Below are 19,283 nucleotides of genomic sequence, written 5' to 3' on the forward strand. Positions count from 1 at the left end.
CCCACCTGCCCTGAGATCCCCCTCTGGCAGGCGTGGCGGTAGGATTAGAGGCCACGCGCGGTTTTTAGGCAAGCCGGTTCGCGGTGCAGTCGGTAGGAACACGGTGGCAATTCTAAGAAAGTGCAGGGAAAGAGACGAATATTCTCGTGGAGAGTGGATAAATCCCCCGGTTGTGCCGGCCCCGCCCTCGCCTCCCTCGCCCACCCACCCGGAGCCGAGGCTGGCCTTGCTTGCCCGGCGAGTGACCCGCCGGGGCTTCGCGCCCAGCCGCCGGCGACTGCCGGCCGAGGCGTATCGGGGTCAGCCGACCCCGAGCGTTAGCCGACCCCGAGCGCCTTCAGCTTGCGATGCAGTGCCGAGCGCTCCATGCCGACGAACTCCGCGGTGCGCGAGATGTTGCCGGAGAAGCGGCTGATCTGGGCGATCAGATAATCGCGCTCGAACACCTCGCGCGCCTCGCGCAGCGGCAGGCCCATGATGTGCTCGCCATTGTTGGAGGTCGGCATCGCCGGCACCATGGAGCCGACGTCCTGCGGCAGCATGTCGGCAGTGATGATCGCCTCCGGTCCACCGCCGGCCAGGATCATCACGCGCTCGACATTGTTGCGGAGCTGGCGAACGTTGCCCGGCCAGACATGCGACTGCAGCACGGCCATCGCATCCTGTCCGATCTGCCGCTTCGGCAGGCCGGTGGCCGCCGAGATCTGGTCCATGAAATAGTCGATCAGCTCGGGGATGTCCTCGCGGCGCTCCGACAGTGGCGGCACCCGGATCGGCACCACGGAGAGGCGATGATAGAGATCCTCGCGGAAACGCCCTGCCGCGATTTCCTCCTCGAGGTTGCGCGCGGTCGAGGAGATGATGCGGACGTCGACATGGACCTTGCCGGTGCCGCCCTGGCGCTGGAAGGTCTGATCGACCAGCACGCGCAGGATCTTGTTCTGGGTCTCCCGCGGCATGTCCGCGATCTCGTCGATGAACAGCGTGCCGCCATGCGCTTCCTCGAGCGCGCCCGCTTTGCGCTGCTGCTCGCCGTTCGATCCCTCGATGCCGAACAGCTCGATCTCCATGCGCTCCGGCGTGATCGCGGCCGCATTGATCACCACGAACGGCCCCTCGGCGCGCCCGGACGCGTGATGCAGCGTGCGCGCGGCGAGCTCCTTGCCGGCGCCGGAGGGACCGACGATCAGGATGCGGCTGTTGGCCTTGGCGGCGCGGTCGATGGTCTGGCGCAGCTGGTTCATGCAGGCCGAGCGGCCGGTCAGGACGCTCGCGGCCGGCGCCAGTTGCTTGAGCTCCTTCACCTCGCGCTTGAGCCGCGAGGTCTCCAGCGCGCGCGTCGCGACCAGGATCAGCCGGTCAGACTTGAACGGCTTCTCGATGAAGTCATAGGCGCCGCGCTTGATCGCCGCGACGGCGGTTTCGATGTTGCCGTGGCCGGAGATCATCACGACCGGCAGATCGGCATTGTCCTTCTTGATCTGCTCGAGCAGTTGCAGGCCGTCGAGCTTGGAGCCCTGCAGCCAGATGTCGAGGAAGACCAGGTTCGGGCGGCGGTTGGCGATCTCGGCAAGCGCCGAATCGCTGTCGCGCGCGGTGCGCGTGGAGAACCCCTCATCGTCCAGGATACCCGCAACGAGGTCACGAATGTCAGCTTCGTCGTCGACAATCAGAATGTCACTTGCCATGGGTTACACCTGCGTTGTCAGTCGCCCGTCGCGGCTTTGATTCTTGGCTGTTGGCTTCTTGGCTCTTGCGCATTTGGCTCTTGGTTACTTGGTTCTTGCTGATCGGGTTCTTGGATTGGTTGTTGGATTTTTGGTTCATTGTTGGTCGCCTGTGCCGGGCCGCTGGTCGGCTCTTGCGGCGGATTTTTTTCACTGTCGGGGTCGGATGATTTCACGTCCGGCTTTTGTTCCTTGCTCTCCGGCTTGCTCTCCGGTTTGGCCGCCTGGCCCGTGACGGAGAAGCGCAGCCGCATCCAGGCACCGCGCTGGCCCTCGCGGAAATCGGACGCATCCTTGAGCTCGATGCGGCCGCCATGGTCCTCCAGAACGCGACCGACGATCGCAAGTCCAAGGCCGGTGCCCTTCGCACGCGTCGTGACATAGGGCTCGAGCAGGCGCGCACGGGCGACCTTTGGCAGGCCGATGCCGTTGTCGACGACATCGATCAGGATGTCGTCGCCTTCGCGCTGCGCCACGACGTCGATGCGGCCCTTGCCGAGCTCCTCGCGCGGGACCTGCTCGATCGCTTCGGTCGCGTTCTTGATGATGTTGGTCAGCGCCTGCGAGATCAGCCTGCGGTCGAACTGTGCCGGCAGCGGCGACTGCTTGATGTCGGCCTCGATGTCGAGATCGGGATGCGCGACCTTCATCAGGAACACCGCCTGACGCACCACGTCGGCGACGTCCTCGCCTTCCATCACGGGCTTCGGCATCCGCGCGAAGCGCGAGAACTCGTCGACCATGCGCCTGATGTCGTCGACCTGGCGCACGATCGTATCGGTGCACTGCTCGAAGATCGACTTGTCCTTCTCTTCGGTGATGGTCTTGCCGAACTTGCGGCGAATGCGCTCGGCCGAGAGCTGGATCGGGGTCAGCGGGTTCTTGATCTCGTGGGCGATGCGGCGGGCGACGTCGCCCCAGGCCGAGGTGCGCTGCGCGGAGACCAGTTCGGTGATGTCGTCGAGCGTGATGATGTAGCTGTCGCGGGACTGGCTGGTCTGCTCGGCCGAGACGCGAACCGACAGATTGCGCTCATTGCCGTCGCGCAGGATCGTGACCTGTCCCTGCACTAGGCGCTGGGTGCCCTCGCGTGCGCTCTTCATCATCTCGTCGAGCTCCGGCAGCACGTCCGAGAGCGGATGGCCGAGCGTCTCCGACTCGGCGTGCCCGATCAGCTTCTCCGCCGAGCGATTGAGCACGCCGATGGTGCCGGAGGCGTCGACCCCGATGATCCCTGCGCTGGCCGACGACAGCACCGCCTCGATGAAGCGGCGGCGGCTGTCGATGGTCTCACTGGCGTCGACCAGCTCGTTGCGCTGGGTGCGCAGCTCCTGGGTCATCTTGTTGAAGATTTCGCCGAGCATCGCGAGGTCGCTTGCCGATTTGTGGACCGGCACCTGGACATTGAGGTTGCCGGTCGAGACCTCGCTCGCGGCACCCATCAGCTGGCGGATCGGCGACACCAGCCCGTTGGCGAAATTCAGGCCGATCAGCACCGAAGCCATCAGGATGGTCAGCGCGATCACCGCGAACATCAGCGCGAACGCGACCTGGATGCCGAGCCGACGGGTCTCGAGCTGGGCATACTCGGCGGCACTGGTCTGGGTCTGCTTGAGCTGGGCGACGACGGCCGGATCGAGCAGACGCGCCACATACAGGAACATATCGTCATAGGCCCGCAGCCGGACCACGGAGGCGACGTAGTTTTCGGGAAAGACCGAGATCTTCGGCTCGGTCTCGTTGATGTCCTTGAGGATGTCGGGTGGTGGCGCTTCATAGTTGAAGCGAACGCCGGTCTCCGCGCTGGCGACGATCTTGCCGTCCTTGTCCATCAGCACCGCGACCGGCAGGTTACGCGCCTCGGCGCCGGCGGTCAGGAGTTGCAGGAACGTCATGCGATCCTGATCGTAGAGCGGACGTGCATGGGCGAGATCGTTGGCCATCGCCAGCGTGTCGCCGTTGATGAGCTGCGCGTGCTCCTGCATGTAGGCGCTGGCGATCGTCAGCGAGTTCTGGATCACCTGCTTGGTGGGACCCGAGAACAGCCGGTCGAGGCCACGCTCGATGGTGACGTTGGCGACGATCGACACCAGCACGGCGGGCAACACCGCGATCACCGAGAACAGGCCGACGATCTGGACATGCAGCCGCGCCGCCGCCCGGCCCCGTCGCCTCGCCTGCACCATCTGCCAGACTTCCCGGACGATGATGCCGACCAGCAGCAGGATCGTGGCGGCATTGATCATCAGGAAGGAGCGGACGACGTCTGAGGTCGGCTCGATCGGGGTCAGGCCGGTCAGCACCACGAAGGTCAGGAAGGCGGACAGCAGCGCGATCGCCACGGCGAACGGCGCCAGCCAACGCCGCAGCGGGAAGCCCCGCGCCTCTGCAGTGGGCTCGGCCGGGGGCGCGTGTAACGTCGAAGCGGTGGTCTCTGCGCTGGTCATACCGGCAATTGAGCTGAGTGCGATCGCCCGCGGGAATTGCGAACTGATGCAATCATATCACAATGTTGCCGAATTACGACATTTCCGCGGCGCAAACCTCATCGCGGCGCCGTGTCCTTAAAACCATTTGTGACTACTCAAAAACGGCGGCGAGGCTCGCGCCCCGCCCCGTCAGCCCTAGCCCCCGCTCCGGTAGACCTGGATATCGAGGTCGCGGATCTTCTTGCGCAACGTGTTGCGGTTCAATCCGAGCAGGTCGGCGGCCCGGATCTGGTTGCCGCGGGTCGCGGCCAGCGCGGCGGTCAGAAGCGGGATCTCGATCTCCTTGAGGATGCGGTGGTAGAGGCCCGGCGGCGGCACGCCGTTCGGGAAACCGGAGAAGTGCGAGGACAGATAGGCCTCCACGGCACCGCCGAGATTGTCGACGCCGACGGTCGCGGTGCTGCCCGAGGTGACGGCCGGCGGCGCCAGCTCGCCGTCGATGACAGAGGCGGTGATGACGTCCTGCGGATAGAGCGCGGCGAGCCGCCGAGCGAGGTTTTCCAGCTCGCGGACGTTGCCCGGCCAGCGGTGCTGCTTCAGCCGCTCCAGCGCCTGGGTGTCGAGCTTCTTCGGCGGCAGACCGTCCTTTTCGGCGAGCGAGAAGAAGTGCCGGATCAGGTCGGGCAGATCCTCGATCCGCTCGCGCAGCGGCGGCAGCCGCAGCGGCACCACGTTGAGGCGGAAGAACAGATCTTCGCGGAACAGGCCCTGCTGGATCAGGATACGCAGATCCTTGTTGGAGGCCGCGACGATGCGCACGTCGGTTTTGATCGGCGTGCGGCCGCCGACGGTGGTGTATTCGCCCTGCTGCAGCACGCGGAGCAGACGGGTCTGCGCCTCCATCGGCATGTCGCCGATCTCGTCGAGGAACAGCGTGCCGCCCTCGGCCTGCTCGAAGCGGCCTGAGGCGCGGGTGTTGGCGCCGGTGAACGCGCCGCGCTCATGGCCGAACAATTCGGATTCGATCAGGTCGCGCGGGATCGCCGCCATGTTGACCGCGACGAACGGGCCGTTGCGACGCCGGCCGTAGTCGTGCAGCGCGCGGGCGACCAGCTCCTTGCCGGTGCCTGACTCGCCCGAGATCATCACGGTGAGGTCGGTCTGCATCAGCCGCGCCAGCACGCGGTAGATCTCCTGCATCGCCGGGGAGCGGCCGACCAGCGGGATCGAGTCGAACTCGCCGTCGTCGGCGGGACTGGAGACGCGCTCCTTCGGCTCGGCGAGCGCGCGGCCGACGATGGTGATCAGCTCCTTCAGGTCGAACGGCTTCGGCAGATATTCGTAGGCGCCGCGCTCGGAGGCGCGGATAGCGGTCATGAAGGTGTTCTGCGCGCTCATAACGATGACAGGCAGGTTCGGCCGCATCTTCTTGATCCGCGGCAGCAGGTCGAACGCGTTCTCGTCGGGCATCACCACGTCGGTGATGACGAGGTCGCCCTCGCCCTGGCTGACCCAGCGCCACAGCGTGGCGGCGTTGCCGGTCAGGCGCACCTCATAGCCGGCGCGCGACAGCGCCTGGTTCAGCACGGTCCGGATGGCGGTGTCGTCGTCAGCGACAAGTATGCTACCTGCAGGCATTGTTGTTCCTCATCGTGAGGCAGGCGAGGACGTACCCGGAACGTCATCGCGGTTGCTGTGATCGTGTGGCTTGGCGGCGCTGTACATCGGCATCAGCACGCGGAAGGTGGTCTTGCGCGGCTGCGACTCGCATTCGATGATGCCGCCGTGATCGCCGACGATCTTGGCGACCAGCGCGAGGCCGAGCCCGCTGCCGGTCTGCTTGGTGGTGACGAAGGGATCGAACAGGTTCGGCAACAGGTCTTCCGGCACGCCTGAGCCGTTGTCCTTGACGCAGAATTCCAGCGGCAGCGAGACCCGCGATTTCTTGCCGGGCACCGACAGCCGCACGCCGGGCCGGAACGCCGTGGTGAGGTGGATCTCCGCATCGGTGCCGAGATCGGCAACCGCTTCGGCGGCGTTCTTCACGAGGTTGAGGAACACCTGGATCAGCTGGTCCTGGTTGGCCAGCACCGGCGGCAGCGACGGATCATAGTCCTCGATGAAGCGGACGTTGCGGGCGAAGCCGGATTGCGCGAGGCGCTTCACATGATCGAGCACAGAATGGATGTTGACCGGGCCGCGCGCCACCGGACGGTCGTCGCCGAACACTTCCATGCGGTCGACCAGCGTCACGATGCGGTCGGCCTCGTCGCAGATCAGCCGCGTCAGCAGCCGGTCCTCGGAGGATGCCTGCTGCTCCAATAGCTGCGCGGCGCCGCGGATGCCGGACAGCGGGTTCTTGATCTCATGGGCGAGCATCGCGGCCAGCGCAATCACCGAGCGCGCCGCGCTGCGATGGGTGAGCTGGCGGTCCATCTTGTCGGCGATGGTGCGCTCCTGCAGCATCACCACGATATGCCCGGGCCGCTCGGTCAGCGGCGCGACGTGCAGGTCGACCTGACGATCGCCGCCGATCCGCGGCGTGCCGAGATCGACCTTGTATTCGTTGACCGGCGAGCCGCTCGCCCGCACCTGCTCGATCAGCGCGAGTAGCGGACTGCCGAACGGCACGAGCTCCTTCAGCGACTGCCGGCGCAAGAACTGCGTCGAGATCTCGAAGAAGGATTCGGCGGCCATGTTGGCATCGACGATCCGTCCGTCGGGTGCGACCAGCAGCACCGGATTGGGTAGCGCGTTGAGGATGGCCTCGCCATCGGTGGGCACGGGCCGGCGAAATTCCATGGCTGACGTCATGCGGCAGCACTCCAGGCAAAGTCGTCGTAGGCGTCCTCGAGCGCGCGATGCACGCTGGACGGCTGCTCCGAGGTCAGGATCGCCTGCCGCCAGGTCTTCAGCGTTGCCGCCGGCGCGCAGCTATAGGCCGCAGCAGTCTCCAGCGCCCAGCCGAGATGCTTGCGCGCATGCCTGAGCCCGATGCGCAGGCCATAGTGGCTGCAGACCTCGTCATAGAGTGCGCGAACATGCTTGAGCTGCTCGGCGAGCGACGGCGCAGCCTCGGCAACCCCCGTCTCGAGCCGGCGACCGATCTGGCCGGGCAGCCAGGGCTGCCCCTGCGCGCCGCGCCCGATCATGACGGCGTCGGCGCCCGACATTTCCAGCGCGCCGAGCGCCCTGTCGAACGAGGTGATATCGCCATTGACCACGACCGGGATCGTGACGGCGTCCTTGACCGCGCGCACCGCGCTCCAGTTCGCCTCGCCCTTGTAGAACTGGCAACGGGTGCGGCCGTGCACGGTGATCATCTGCACGCCTGATGCCTCGGCGCGGCGTGCCAGTTCGGGCGCATTGAGCGAGCGATCGTCCCAGCCGAGCCGCATCTTCAGCGTCACCGGCACCTTGACCGCCGACAGCGTCGCCTCGATCAGCGTCACCGCGTGATCCAGGTCGCGCATCAGGGCCGAGCCGGACTGCCCGCCGGTCACATGGCGCGCCGGGCAGCCCATGTTGATATCGATGATGTCGGCGCCAGCGCCCTCGGCGATCCGTGCGCCCTCCGCCATCCAGTGGGTCTCGCAGCCCGCGAGCTGGACCACATGCGGTCCGATGCCGGCTGCCTCACAACGCAGCTTCGACATCGGCTTGCCGTTCACCAGATCGTCGCTGGCCGTCATCTCGGAGACCACCAGTCCGGCGCCCAAAGTGGCAGCGAGTCGCCGGAAGGGCGCGTCGGTGATGCCGGACATGGGCGCGAGGAGAACCCGGTTGGCGACAGCAATATCGCCTATCTTCAATGGGTTACGAGGAGTACTTTGCACGCCGGTCACAGCCGTCTCGTCGTTCTGTCAGCCACGCCATTGCAACTGACGCCTTCTATTCTGCGCACAATTCTTGTGCAGTCAAGACTCATGCCTACGGTTTAGACATTCCTACCATCAGTGCAAGTGCACTGCAACAAAATCCGCTTTTCCCACAGTCATGGGCAAACGCTCTGTTTTTGCGCAGCGGTCATGCTAAGGGCTGTGCGCGGCGGTCCCCCACCGTCCCCCTCATCCCCGATTCATCTGTCACTGGTTCAACATGCCGAAGCCTGAGCGTACCGCAGCCATCCTTGTCGCAGCCGGCCGTGGACTGCGCGCCGGCGCAGGCGGACCGAAGCAGTACCGGACGATCGGCGGACAGACGGTGATCTACCGCGCCATGGAGGCGTTCTCCGGGCACCCCGACGTGTTTGCGGTGCAGCCGGTGGTCAATCCTGATGATGCCGCGCTGTTCGATGAAGCGGTGGCTGGCCTCAGCCATCAACCGCCGACGCCGGGCGGCGCGACCCGGCAGGCCTCGGTCCACGCTGGGCTCGAGGCGCTCGCCAGCGAGAAGCCCGACATCGTCTTGATCCACGACGCTGCGCGCCCCTTCGTCACCGCGGCCGTGATCTCGCGCGCGATCGCCGCGGCCGGCCGGACCGGTGCTGCAATTCCCGTGATTCCCGTCACCGACACGATCAAGCTCACCGGCGATACCGGCGATGTCGAGGCGACGCCGGAGCGCGCCCGCTTGCGGATAGCGCAGACACCACAGGCATTTCGTTTCGACGTAATATTGGAGGCGCATCGTCGTGCCGCGCGCGAGGGCCGCAGCGATTTCACGGACGATGCCGCGCTTGCTGAATGGGCGGGATTGACCGTTGCGACGTTTGAAGGCGATGCTGCCAACATGAAACTCACGACACCCGAAGACTTCGTGCGCGAGGAAGCGCGGCTCGCGAGCCAGCTCGGCGACATCAGGACCGGCACCGGCTACGACGTGCACGCCTTTGGCGACGGCGACCATGTCATGATCTGTGGCGTGCGCGTGCCGCACAGCAAAGGATTCCTCGCCCATTCCGACGGCGATGTCGGGCTGCATGCGCTGGTCGACGCGATCCTCGGCGCGCTGGCCGACGGCGACATCGGCTCGCACTTCCCGCCGAGCGACGCCAAGTGGAAAGGCGCCTCCTCCGACCAGTTCCTGAAATATGCCGTGGAGCGCGTCACCGCGCGCGGTGGCCGGATCGCCAATCTCGAGGTGACGCTGATCTGCGAGCGGCCGAAGATCGGGCCGCTGCGCGACACCATGCGGGCGAAGATCGCGGAGATCACCGGCGTCCACATCTCGCGCGTGGCGGTCAAGGCCACCACCAGCGAGCGACTCGGCTTCACCGGCCGCGAAGAAGGCATCGCGGCGACCGCGAGCGCCACGGTCCGCCTGCCCTGGGACGATAAAGGCTGGAGTGCCTGACATGGGCGGCAGCGACGCTCGTGCCCTCTCTCGCGCGCTGCTCGACCTGTGCCGGATGCGCAAGCTGACCATCGCGACCGCCGAGTCCTGCACCGGCGGCCTGGTCGCCGGCGCGCTCACCGATATTCCCGGATCTTCCGACGTGATCGACCGCGGCTTCGTCACCTATTCGAACGACGCCAAGCGGGCGATGCTCGGCGTCAAGGCGGCAACGCTCGAGACGTTCGGCGCGGTCAGCAAGGAAACCGCGACTGCGATGGCGATCGGCGCGCTGGAAAAGGCCGGCGTCGACCTTGCGGTCTCGATCACCGGGATCGCGGGCCCCGGCGGCGCGACGCCGGGCAAGCCGGTCGGCCTGGTGCACTTCGCCGTCGCCGCGCGCGACGGCCGCATCCTTCACCGGGAGCAGCGGTTCGGCGCGATCGGCCGCAGCACGGTGCGGCAGCGCTCGGTGGTCGAGGCGCTGCGCATGCTGATAGAGCTTGCACGGCCGCCGCAGGCCGCAAAGCCGCGCCGCGAGGCTAGCAGCCGATTACGGCCGCGCGTGGCCCGGTCGCCGCGAAGCCACGCCGCGAAACGCCGGCGGCCGCCACGCGGATAGGCCTGCGCAAGTCGAATCGCGCGAAGGCAACCTCACACATCCCTGAGTCAACTGCGACCCAGTGCCGCCTATCTCAGGTGGAACTGCGATGTCGCTTCGCCGTTTTCCGTTGTTCCAACTCTGCCGTTTGAATTGTTTGTCCAAACAGCAAAATCCCACAACAAGGAGAAAATGATGAAGTTGGGAACTTTGGTCGTGGCCGCAATCACCTCCGGTGCCATGACGCTGTCGACGATTGTCCCCTCGTTCGCCGCACCGCTCGCGCCCGCGCGGTTGCAGGACCGGCCGACCTCCGTCGAGCACGTGCAGTACCGCCACTGGCATGGCGGCCCGCGTTACGGCTACCGCGGCGGCTACTACGGTCATCGCCATGGCGGTGATGGAAACGGCGCGGCGATCATCGGCGGGCTTGCAGCCGGCGCGATCATCGGCGGCGCCATCGCGGCGAGCCAGGCCAAGGCCAACAACGACGCCTATTGCTCCCAGCGCTTCCACTCCTACGACCCGGCTTCGGGCACCTACGTCGCGTCCGGCGGTGTGCGGCGTTCCTGCCCGTAAATCGGCGAACGCGCCTACATCTCCCGTCATGCCCGGCCTCGTGCCGGGCATTTGCGTTCCGGAGGAGCAGCGCCTCTTCAGCGGACCAGACGGCGTCGCTAGGTCGAGAGCTGGGGCTTGCCGTAGACTTGGTCGGCACGCTTCTCGAACGCGGCGGCAAAGCGCGAGAATGCGGCGTCGAACATCGAGCCCATCAGCATCGCCAGCATCCGGCTCTTGAATTCGTAGTTCAGGAAGAAGCCGACGTCGCATTCGGTGTCCGACTTCGGTTCGAAGTTCCAGCGGTTCTCCAGATTGCTGAACGGGCCGCGCAGATATTCGACCAGGATGTTCAGGTTGGGGCGGTCGAGCGTCACCTTGCTGGTGAAGGTTTCGCGCACCAGCTTGAACGAGACGGTCATGTCGGCGACCACGACCTCGGTGCCGTCGTCCTTGGGCGTCCGCTGGCGGATCTTGAGCGCCTGGCACAGCGGCACGAATTCCGGATAGCGCTCGACGTCGGCGACCAGATCGAACATTTGAGGTGCGGTGTGGCGGACCCGCCGCTTGCTTGAGAATCGTGGCATCAGTGGATACTCGCACGGTTTTGCTTCAGTGCGAGGCGCTTCAGATAATCGTCCGCCTGGGCCCGATCGGTGAAGCACACCAGCGATTGATCGGCGCGCAAGCTCGAAAAATATTTGATCAGCTTCGGCCGCTGCTGCTGGCGATAGGTCCAGACATAGCGGAAGAATTCGAGATCGATCTTCTCCGGGCAACCTTCCGCCATCTCGGGGCGAACCCGGCCATAGCCGCCGGCGATCCGCCCCAGGATTCCGAGCATGCAGGTCAGCCGCGGCAGGTCGAACCAGATGATCGTATCGGAGAGCCGCCGGCGCAGTTCACCTGCACCGCTCTTCATGTAGTTCCCATCCATGATCCAGCGCGGCGCTTGCGTAACCTCGACCATGCGGCGCTCGAATTCATCCTTGTCGGACTCGACCCAGCCCGGCTTCCAGAACAGCGCGTCGATCGACACGGTCGGGATGCCCGTCATGTCGGATAGCCGTCGCGCAAAGGTCGACTTGCCGGACCCCGACGATCCCATCACCAGAACGCGTTGCATTGGTCCAGTCCAAGGCTCGATCAAGCAACGGCGCGTAATGGCGCCGGCTCACCGCCGTTTACAAAATCTAGCGGCCGCGAGCCGTGCGCGCCGCCTGCAGCTTCGCAAAATCCTCGCCGGCATGATGCGACGAGCGCGTCAGCGGACTCGCCGACACCATCAGAAAACCCTTGGTGTAGGCGACACGCTCGTAGCCCGCGAATTCGTCCGGCGTCACGTAGCGCATCACGGCGTGATGCTTGCGCGTCGGCTGCAGGTACTGGCCGATGGTCAGGAAATCGACCTCGGCCGAGCGCAGGTCGTCCATCACCTGCAGCACCTCGTGCCGCTCCTCGCCGAGGCCGACCATGATGCCGGACTTGGTGAAGATGGTCGGGTCGATCTCCTTGACCCGCTGGAGCAGCCGGATCGAATGGAAATAGCGGGCGCCGGGACGGACCGTCAGATAGCGCGACGGCACGGTTTCCAGATTGTGATTGAAGACGTCGGGCTTGGCCGCGACCACGCGCTCGAGCGCGCCGTCCTTGCGCAGGAAATCCGGCGTCAGGATCTCGATCGTGGTGGTCGGGCAGCGTGCGCGGATGGCGCGGATCGTCTGCGCAAAATGCTCGGCGCCGCCGTCGGCGAGATCGTCGCGATCCACCGATGTGATCACGACATGGGTCAGACCCAGCTTCGAGACCGCCTCAGCGACGTATTCGGGCTCATGGGCATCGAGCGCGCCGGGCATGCCGGTCTTGACGTTGCAGAACGCACAGGCGCGGGTGCAGGTGTCACCCATGATCATGAAGGTGGCGTGCTTCTTGTCCCAGCATTCGCCGATGTTGGGGCAGCCCGCCTCCTCGCACACCGTGACGAGGCCGTTCTCCTTCACGATCCGCCGCGTATCGGCATAGCCGCGCGTGTTCGGCGCGCGAACCCGGATCCAGTCCGGCTTCGGCGGCGACACGGCATCCGGCCGGTTCACCTTTTCGGGGTGGCGCGGGCGGAGCTGAGTGGTGGAGATGGTGTCGACGATGGTGACCATTTGTGCCTGCAAGTCGCGAGAGGCCATAGCTAATCGGTGTTGACGCGGCTCGCAACCCGCCCTGCGACCCTAGCAGATCAGCCCATATATTGGCAGTCTTGCGGTCCGTTCCACGCCGATTCCCACCTCAAAATGGCTCAAAAACCCCGATCGCCCCATGCGACCGCGCCGCGCCTCGGCAAGGCTCTGAAACGCGCCTTCTTCGATCGCAGCGTCCACGAGGTCGCGCCCGACCTGATCGGCGCGACCTTCCTGGTCGGCGGCGTCGGCGGCATCATCACCGAGGTCGAGGCCTACCATCACACCGAGCCGGCAGCCCACTCGTTCAACGGACCGACCCCGCGCAACCAGATCATGTTCGGCCCGCCGGGCTTCTCCTATGTCTACCGCTCCTACGGCATCCATTGGTGCGTCAACTTCGTCTGCGAAGCGCCGGGCTCGGCCAGCGCCGTGCTGATCCGCGCGATCGAGCCGACCCATGGCTTGGCCGCTATGCGCCAGCGGCGCGGGCTGGAGGATGAGCGCGCCTTGTGCTCGGGGCCCGGCAAGCTCTGCGAGGCGCTCGGCATCACCATCGCGCACAGCGAACTGCCGCTCGACCGTCCGCCGATCGCGCTCCACGCGCGGACCGAGACGCCCGACATCGTCACCGGATTGCGGATCGGCATCACGAAAGCCGTCGACCTGCCCTGGCGCTACGGGCTGAAGGGATCGAAATTCCTCAGCAAGCGGTTCTGAGCGTCACAGCGTTGGCCGCTATGACGCCCGCTTCAGCAGCTCGATCGCCTCGAGGATCTTGGCCCGGCGCTCCGTTGCTGCCGCGCGCTTTTCCTTCTCTTCCTCGACGAGGTCTTCCGGCGCGTTGGCGACGAACTTCTCGTTGGAGAGTTTTGCGTCGACCCGCTTGATATCGGCGTCGGCCTTGCCGAGCTCCTTCTCCAGCCGTGCCCGTTCGGCCGCAAGGTCGATCACGCCCTTCAGCGGCAGCGCGACGACTTCGCCGCGCACGAGCAGCTGCATGGCGCCTTCAGGCGCGGCGTTCGCGAAGGAAATCTCCGACAATCGCGCGAGGCGCTTGATGGTGTCGCTCCAGCGCTGCGCGCGGTCGCGCGTCTCGCCGGAGGTGGTCACGATCACCAGCGGCGTCAGCGTCGACGGCGGGATGTTCATTTCCGCCTTCACCGAACGCATCGTGGTGACGAGATCGACCACCCAGCCGATCTCGGCCTCGGCTGCGGGATCGCTGAACTCGTCCGCGTCGAGCGCGGCAATGACCGGCGGAATGATCGGATCGACCACCGGACCGGCGGTCGCGATCGCCGCCAGCTGCTCGCCGGTCACGCCCGACTTGCGCGGCCAGGAGGCCAGCACCAGGAGGCCGTCGCGCTTTGCGGTGACGGCCCACAGCTCTTCGGTGATGAAGGGCATGAACGGATGCAGCAGCTTGAGGATCTCGTCGCGCGTCCAGGCGATCATGGCGCGGGTCTCGGCCTTGGCCGCGCCCTCCTCGCCCATCAGCACCGGCTTGGCGAGCTCGAGATACCAGTCGCAGAACACGTTCCAGACGAAGCGGTAGATCGCGCCGGCCGCATCGTTGAAGCGATGATCCTCGATCGTCTCGGTCACCTCACGGGTGACGCGCGAGGTCTCGTGCGCGATCCAGCGGTTCAACGTCTCCTTGGCGCCCTTCGGATCGAAACCGTCCGGCTTCACGCACTCGTTCATCTCGGCGAAGCGGCACGCGTTCCAGAACTTGGTCGCGAAGTTGCGGTTGGTCTCGACCAGATGCGGCGACAGGCGGATGTCGTGGCCCTGCGCCGCCTCGCGGGTCAGCGCGAAGCGCAGCGCGTCGGCGCCGAAATCGTCGATCACGCCGAGCGGGTCTATGACGTTGCCCTTCGACTTCGACATCTTGGCGCCCTTCTCGTCACGGACGAGACGGTGGATGTAGACGGTAGAGAACGGCGCCTCCTTCATGAAGTGGAGGCCCATCATCATCATGCGGGCGACCCAGAAGAAGATGATGTCGAAGCCCGTGACCAGCGTGTTGGTCGGGTAGTAGCGCGCGACCTCCGGCGTGTCGTCCGGCCAGCCCAGCGTCGAGAACGGCCACAGCGCCGAGGAGAACCAGGTGTCGAGCACGTCTTCGTCGCGCGTAATGAAGCCCTCGCGCTTGGCGGGGTCGACCGCCATGTCGTGGCCCTGCTCCGGCGTGATGACTTCCTGCTCGACGTAGTAGCCCAGCGCGTTGCCGACCGCCTCTTCCTCCGTTTCGGCGACGAACACCTTGCCGTCGGGCCCGTACCACGCGGGGATCTGATGGCCCCACCAGAGCTGGCGCGAGATGCACCAGGGCTGGATGTTCTCCATCCACTCGAAATAGGTCTTTTCCCAGTTCTTCGGCACGAACGTGGTTTCGCCCGAGCGCACCGCCGCGATTGCCGGCTGCGCCAGCGTCTTGGCGTCGACATACCACTGGTCGGTGAGGTACGGCTCGATCACGACGTTCGAGCGGTCGCCATGCGGCACCATGTGGGTGTTGGGCTCGATCCGCTCGAGGAAACCGAACTCCTCCAACCTTGCGACGATCTTCTTGCGCGCGGCGAAGCGCTCGATGCCGTGAAACTCTGCCGCGAATTCGTCGGCGCCCGCCGGCAGGCCGCGCAGATAGTCCTCATTGCCGGTTAGATTCAGGCAACCTTCCTGGTCGAGCACGCTGATCTGCGGCAGGCCATGGCGCTTGCCGATCTCAAAATCGTTGAAGTCGTGCGCCGGCGTCACCTTGACCGCGCCCGAGCCCTTCTCCGGATCGGAATAGTCGTCGGCGACGATCGGAATCTTGCGGCCGACCAGCGGCAGGATGACATGCTGGCCGACCAGATCGGTGTAACGCTCATCGTCCGGATGCACCGCGACCGCGGTGTCGCCGAGCATCGTCTCCGGACGCGTGGTCGCGACCACGATGAACGATTTGGGATCCTCGGGGCTGAAGCTGCGGCCTTCGATCGGATAGCGCAGGTACCAGAGATGGCCCTTGACCTCGACCTGCTGCACTTCGAGATCGGAGATCGCGGTGAGCAGCTTCGGGTCCCAATTGACCAGGCGCTTGTCCTTGTAGATCAGGCCCTGGCGGTGCAGCTCGACGAACACCTTGACGACGGCACGCGACAGGCCCTCGTCCATGGTGAAGCGCTCGCGCGACCAGTCGCAGGAGGCGCCGAGGCGCTTGAGCTGGTTGACGATGGTGCCGCCGCTCTCGGCCTTCCACTGCCAGACCCGCTCGAGGAACTTGGCGCGGCCCATGTCGCGCCGGCCCGGCTCCTGGCGTTCCATCAGCTGACGCTCGACCACCATCTGGGTGGCGATGCCGGCATGGTCGGTGCCGGGCTGCCACAGCACGTCACGGCCGCGCATCCGCTCGAAGCGGCACAGGATGTCCTGCAGCGTGTTGTTGAGCGCGTGGCCCATGTGCAGCGAGCCGGTCACGTTCGGCGGCGGGATCACGATGGTGAAAGGCGCGGCGTCCTTACGCTCGGGCCGGCCGGCCTTGAACGCACCGCTCTCCTCCCAGAGCTGTGCCATCCGGTGCTCGATATCGGCAGGCTGGTAGTTTTTCTCGATCATGACAATGCGCTGTGGACCATGGGAAAGGGGTAGAAAGCCGCCTGAACACACCGAGTCAACCGGACCGGCGCATCAAAACGGCATTGAGAGCGTTTTCGAGCGAATTGGATACCGGTTCGCGTGAAGAAAACAGTCGAAACGGGAAACTGGCGTTTCGGGTCTGATCCTATCAGAACCGAAATTCTGGGGCATTTGGGGGCTGAATGAGGGCTGCCAAGCCCCCTGCGGCAAGAGCTACCGCTCGCGGCAGAGCTACCGCCCGCGGGAGACCCGCTCGATCTCGGCCTTGACGATCCGCTCGACCAGCCCCGGCAGATTGTCGTCCAGCCAGGACTTCAGCATCGGCCGCAGCATCTCCTTGACCAGATCCTCCAGCGTCCGAGCATTGTTGCTCAGCACGGTGTTGGCCAGCGAGTTGAAGGCGGATTCGACCGCCCGCATCGTGGTTCCCGAGATGATCTGCTGCATCGGCGCGGTTTCGATTGCCGGCGGTTCTCGCTCTCGAACCGGTTCTCGCATTGGCTCCGGCGTCCGTGCGCGGGCTTCCGTGAACTCGACGTCGTCCTGCGGCTCGACCTTGCGGAACGACGGCGTGGCCGCCGGCTCCGGCAGCGCCATCTCATCGGTGAGCTCGAATACGTCGGCTTCGGGCTGCGGCGACGGCCGGATCTCGGCCGCAGGCGTCGCCTCGTCGAGGCTGGCGAGCAGCGAGTCGATGTCGTCCTGACTGTTGCTGGCCGGTGCCGGCGCGGGCGGCGGTGATTTCGGCGCTGACGCGGCGGGCTTCGCGGCCGGGGGCGCTGCGGGCGGCGGGCTCTTCATCGCGGGCTTGGCTGCTGGTGGTGGTGGTTCAACCTTCGGCGGCGGCGCAGCGGCGGCCGCAGGTTTCTCGGCCGCGGCCGGCTTCGCCTCGTCGTCGGCAATGATGCGACGGATCGACGCCAGAATCTCCTCCATCGAGGGCTCTTGGACCTTCGCAGGTTGCGTCATCTCCGACTCCACATCGAAACTTATTTTACATCAAGCCCGAGAAGATTCGCCGGTTCCGATGAAGCGGGCGGAGATTTTCATTGCTCCCGCCCGACTTGTCCCCAGATCAAGCCCGCCCGAGGCTTTGTGCAAGCTTCGTGTCGCCCAATGCGGCGTGATCACAGGTGGCGTCGCACCTGCCATCACGCAACGCCAGCTCGCCGCGAATCGTCTTGCTGCCCGACAAAACGGTATGTCAGGCCAATTATCGATTGCAAGCAAACGCGCCAGTCTGTGGTCCTGATTAACTCAGAACCACAAACATGGCGCGATAAGCGATGTTGACGTGAAGGTGTTTAGCGGCCGTCGGGCGTGCGTACGCCGGCCCAGTTGTCGCGCACCTGCTGGTAGTGCACGGAGGGATCATAGACGTTGGTCGAAAGGCCCATCACCTGCGGTGACAGCCGGCCAATCGCGCTCAGCACGTTGTAGGATGCAACGACGCGGTCGTGTTGCGCGGTGACGAGTGCGTTGCGCGCATTGACCAGCGCTTGCTGCGCGTTGAGTACGTCGAGCGTGGTGCGCTGACCGGCCTTGGCCTCTTCGCGCACGCCGTTCAGCGCGATTTCGGACGCGGTCACCTGCGCCTGCGCCGAGGCGACCTGCGACTTGCCGGCGACCAGCTGGCCCCAAGCGGTAACGACGTTGGCGCGCGCCTGATCCCGGGTCTGTTCCAGAACCAGGCGCTGCTGCGCCAGCGATTCCTTCGATTGCCGGATCAGCGAGTATTCAGCGCCGCCCTGATAGATCGGCACCGACACCTGAACCTGCGCCGCCGCATTGAAGAGGCGGTTCACCGACAATTGTTGCTGGTAGCCTTCGCTCACCGACGCCTGCAACCCGACCGTGGGCAACAGCGCGCCTTCGGCGACCTTGGTCTGCAGGAAGTTGACGTCGACGCCGTACATCGCGGACGTGACGTTCGGATTCTGGGTCAGGCTGAGCTCGACGGCGGCCGCAAGCGTCGTCGGCAAGAAACGATCGACCGGCGAGCCGGGCGCGAGATTCTGCGGTTCGTTGCCGATGATGCGGCGGAAGTTCGACCGCGTCGTCGTCAGGTTCGATTCCGCGGTGAGTTGCTGGGTCCTGCCGGCCGCAAGCTGGGCCTCGGATTGCGCGACGTCCGTCCGCGTCACCTCGCCTACGTTGAAACGGTCCTGGGTCTGCTTGAGCGTTTGCTCCAGCACCCGCGTGTTGCTGCGCTGGACCTCGACGATCGCGGCGTCGCGCAGATAGTCCATGTAGATGGTGGCGGCGCTCAGGATCACGGTCTGCTCGAGCACGCGCAGACCTTCGCGTGCCGACGACACCTGGCTTTCGGCCGCGCGCACCTTGTGCGGGGTCTGCGCGTTGTACAGCGACTGGTTCACCGTCAGGGCCGCACTGGCCGGATTTTGGGTGCCGTGAATCGAGTCCTTGATGCCCGTCGGCTGCTGGTCGCTGTATTGATATCCGCCACTCACGGTCAGCGCGGCTTTCGGACGATAGCCCGAGAGCGCCTGGGGAACGTTTTCGTCAGTCGCCCTCACCAGCGCGCGCTGCGCGTTCAGCTGGGGATTGTTCTGGTAGGACCGCACCAGCGCGGCCTCGATAGTATCGGCAAGCGCGGGCACGGGGCCCATCTCCGCCAACAGAAGGACGGCAGTCGCAGCCGCGGTGATAAGCTTCACCCCACGCATCCCCGGTAATCCAATCATTGTAGTCGCCGTCTCCACACGCAAGTCAGTTCCGGCGGTCGCTTCAGACGAAGTGAGTCCCGCCTCACCTTAGTCCGCAGCTAAGGGCAACGGAACTACCCCGCAACGGAACGCGGTGGAAACTCTTCACGTGGGGCAAACGGGCCACACTTCTGATTCAGAACGGGATTTTATCAGCTGGCGCAGCGCGG

15 protein-coding genes are annotated in these 19,283 nt (G+C 65.5%); 4 read left to right on the forward strand and 11 right to left on the reverse strand.

The genetic code is table 11. From position 1 onward, the window contains the following. Positions 1-317: 317 nt before the first annotated feature. The 5 genes from ntrX to dusB all read right to left on the reverse strand — a co-directional run bounded on the left by ntrX (position 318) and on the right by dusB (position 7,968). Positions 318-1,688 (reverse strand): nitrogen assimilation response regulator NtrX, encoded by a 1,371-nt coding sequence (ntrX, locus tag HAP47_RS20815; protein ID WP_028331957.1) that lies wholly within the window; start codon positions 1,686-1,688, stop codon positions 318-320. A gap of 17 nt (positions 1,689-1,705) precedes the next feature. Beyond that, positions 1,706-4,174: a sensor histidine kinase NtrY-like gene (locus tag HAP47_RS20820; RefSeq protein ID WP_173643622.1), complete on the reverse strand. Its 2,469-nt coding sequence runs from the start codon at positions 4,172-4,174 to the stop codon at positions 1,706-1,708. 177 nt (positions 4,175-4,351) lie between these two features. Continuing rightward, entirely contained in the window at positions 4,352-5,794 is a 1,443-nt protein-coding gene (ntrC, locus tag HAP47_RS20825; RefSeq protein ID WP_029084144.1) for a nitrogen regulation protein NR(I), read from the reverse strand. A 9-nt stretch (positions 5,795-5,803) separates the two neighbouring features. After that, positions 5,804-6,970 (reverse strand): two-component system sensor histidine kinase NtrB, encoded by a 1,167-nt coding sequence (locus HAP47_RS20830; RefSeq protein ID WP_173643623.1) that lies wholly within the window; start codon positions 6,968-6,970, stop codon positions 5,804-5,806. Beyond that, entirely contained in the window at positions 6,967-7,968 is a 1,002-nt protein-coding gene (gene dusB / locus HAP47_RS20835; protein WP_173643677.1) for a tRNA dihydrouridine synthase DusB, read from the reverse strand. Before dusB ends, HAP47_RS20830 begins: the two co-directional genes overlap by 4 nt. Before the next feature lie 286 nt (positions 7,969-8,254). Between dusB and HAP47_RS20840 the strand changes: the two genes are divergently transcribed. From HAP47_RS20840 to HAP47_RS20850, 3 genes are all read left to right on the forward strand, one after another. Next, entirely contained in the window at positions 8,255-9,451 is a 1,197-nt protein-coding gene (locus HAP47_RS20840) for a bifunctional 2-C-methyl-D-erythritol 4-phosphate cytidylyltransferase/2-C-methyl-D-erythritol 2,4-cyclodiphosphate synthase (protein WP_173643624.1), read from the forward strand. Between the two features lies 1 nt (position 9,452). Then, positions 9,453-10,052, forward strand: a complete 600-nt coding sequence (locus HAP47_RS20845; protein ID WP_173643625.1) for a CinA family protein — start codon at positions 9,453-9,455, stop codon at positions 10,050-10,052. Positions 10,053-10,223: 171 nt separating this feature from the next. Beyond that, entirely contained in the window at positions 10,224-10,610 is a 387-nt protein-coding gene (locus HAP47_RS20850; protein ID WP_173643626.1) for a BA14K family protein, read from the forward strand. 98 nt (positions 10,611-10,708) lie between these two features. Here HAP47_RS20850 and HAP47_RS20855 read toward each other — a convergent pair whose 3' ends face one another. From HAP47_RS20855 to lipA, 3 genes are all read right to left on the reverse strand, one after another. After that, positions 10,709-11,176 (reverse strand): type II toxin-antitoxin system RatA family toxin, encoded by a 468-nt coding sequence (locus HAP47_RS20855; RefSeq protein WP_173643627.1) that lies wholly within the window; start codon positions 11,174-11,176, stop codon positions 10,709-10,711. After that, on the reverse strand, positions 11,176-11,715 hold the full coding sequence (locus HAP47_RS20860; RefSeq protein WP_173643628.1) for a DNA topology modulation protein: 540 nt from the start codon (positions 11,713-11,715) through the stop codon (positions 11,176-11,178). The genes HAP47_RS20855 and HAP47_RS20860 overlap by 1 nt, the downstream gene beginning before the upstream one ends. 67 nt (positions 11,716-11,782) lie before the next feature. After that, on the reverse strand, positions 11,783-12,742 hold the full coding sequence (gene lipA / locus HAP47_RS20865; protein ID WP_173643629.1) for a lipoyl synthase: 960 nt from the start codon (positions 12,740-12,742) through the stop codon (positions 11,783-11,785). 132 nt (positions 12,743-12,874) lie between these two features. Here lipA and HAP47_RS20870 point away from each other — a divergent pair, with 132 nt between their 5' ends. After that, the gene (locus HAP47_RS20870; RefSeq protein WP_173643630.1) at positions 12,875-13,480 is read left to right on the forward strand and encodes a DNA-3-methyladenine glycosylase; all 606 of its coding nucleotides are present in this window, start codon (positions 12,875-12,877) and stop codon (positions 13,478-13,480) included. Positions 13,481-13,498: 18 nt separating this feature from the next. Here the strand turns inward: HAP47_RS20870 and HAP47_RS20875 are convergent, their stop codons facing one another. From HAP47_RS20875 to HAP47_RS20885, 3 genes are all read right to left on the reverse strand, one after another. Beyond that, a complete protein-coding gene (locus tag HAP47_RS20875) occupies positions 13,499-16,366 on the reverse strand; it encodes a valine--tRNA ligase (protein WP_173643631.1) in 2,868 nt (955 codons plus the stop codon). 252 nt (positions 16,367-16,618) lie between these two features. After that, positions 16,619-17,356: a PopZ family protein gene (locus tag HAP47_RS20880; RefSeq protein WP_173643632.1), complete on the reverse strand. Its 738-nt coding sequence runs from the start codon at positions 17,354-17,356 to the stop codon at positions 16,619-16,621. Between the two features lie 335 nt (positions 17,357-17,691). Continuing rightward, positions 17,692-19,074 carry a TolC family outer membrane protein gene (locus HAP47_RS20885; RefSeq protein ID WP_173643633.1) on the reverse strand — a complete coding sequence of 461 codons (1,383 nt, stop codon included), beginning with the start codon at positions 19,072-19,074 and terminating at the stop codon, positions 17,692-17,694. Positions 19,075-19,283 lie beyond the last annotated feature (209 nt).

Origin of the sequence: Bradyrhizobium sp. 41S5 (genome assembly GCF_011516665.3) — a bacterium.
GTDB lineage: Bacteria > Pseudomonadota > Alphaproteobacteria > Rhizobiales > Xanthobacteraceae > Bradyrhizobium > Bradyrhizobium quebecense.

Coding starts and splice junctions, on each gene's coding strand:
- ntrX (WP_028331957.1), bottom strand. CDS start 1,688: ATGGCAAGTGACATTCTGATTGTCGACGACGAAGCTGACATTCGTGAC.
- HAP47_RS20820 (WP_173643622.1), bottom strand. CDS start 4,174: ATGACCAGCGCAGAGACCACCGCTTCGACGTTACACGCGCCCCCGGCC.
- ntrC (WP_029084144.1), bottom strand. CDS start 5,794: ATGCCTGCAGGTAGCATACTTGTCGCTGACGACGACACCGCCATCCGG.
- HAP47_RS20830 (WP_173643623.1), bottom strand. CDS start 6,970: ATGACGTCAGCCATGGAATTTCGCCGGCCCGTGCCCACCGATGGCGAG.
- HAP47_RS20840 (WP_173643624.1), top strand. CDS start 8,255: ATGCCGAAGCCTGAGCGTACCGCAGCCATCCTTGTCGCAGCCGGCCGT.
- HAP47_RS20845 (WP_173643625.1), top strand. CDS start 9,453: ATGGGCGGCAGCGACGCTCGTGCCCTCTCTCGCGCGCTGCTCGACCTG.
- HAP47_RS20850 (WP_173643626.1), top strand. CDS start 10,224: ATGATGAAGTTGGGAACTTTGGTCGTGGCCGCAATCACCTCCGGTGCC.
- HAP47_RS20855 (WP_173643627.1), bottom strand. CDS start 11,176: ATGCCACGATTCTCAAGCAAGCGGCGGGTCCGCCACACCGCACCTCAA.
- HAP47_RS20860 (WP_173643628.1), bottom strand. CDS start 11,715: ATGCAACGCGTTCTGGTGATGGGATCGTCGGGGTCCGGCAAGTCGACC.
- lipA (WP_173643629.1), bottom strand. CDS start 12,742: ATGGTCACCATCGTCGACACCATCTCCACCACTCAGCTCCGCCCGCGC.
- HAP47_RS20870 (WP_173643630.1), top strand. CDS start 12,875: ATGGCTCAAAAACCCCGATCGCCCCATGCGACCGCGCCGCGCCTCGGC.
- HAP47_RS20875 (WP_173643631.1), bottom strand. CDS start 16,366: ATGATCGAGAAAAACTACCAGCCTGCCGATATCGAGCACCGGATGGCA.
- HAP47_RS20880 (WP_173643632.1), bottom strand. CDS start 17,356: ATGACGCAACCTGCGAAGGTCCAAGAGCCCTCGATGGAGGAGATTCTG.
- HAP47_RS20885 (WP_173643633.1), bottom strand. CDS start 19,074: ATGCGTGGGGTGAAGCTTATCACCGCGGCTGCGACTGCCGTCCTTCTG.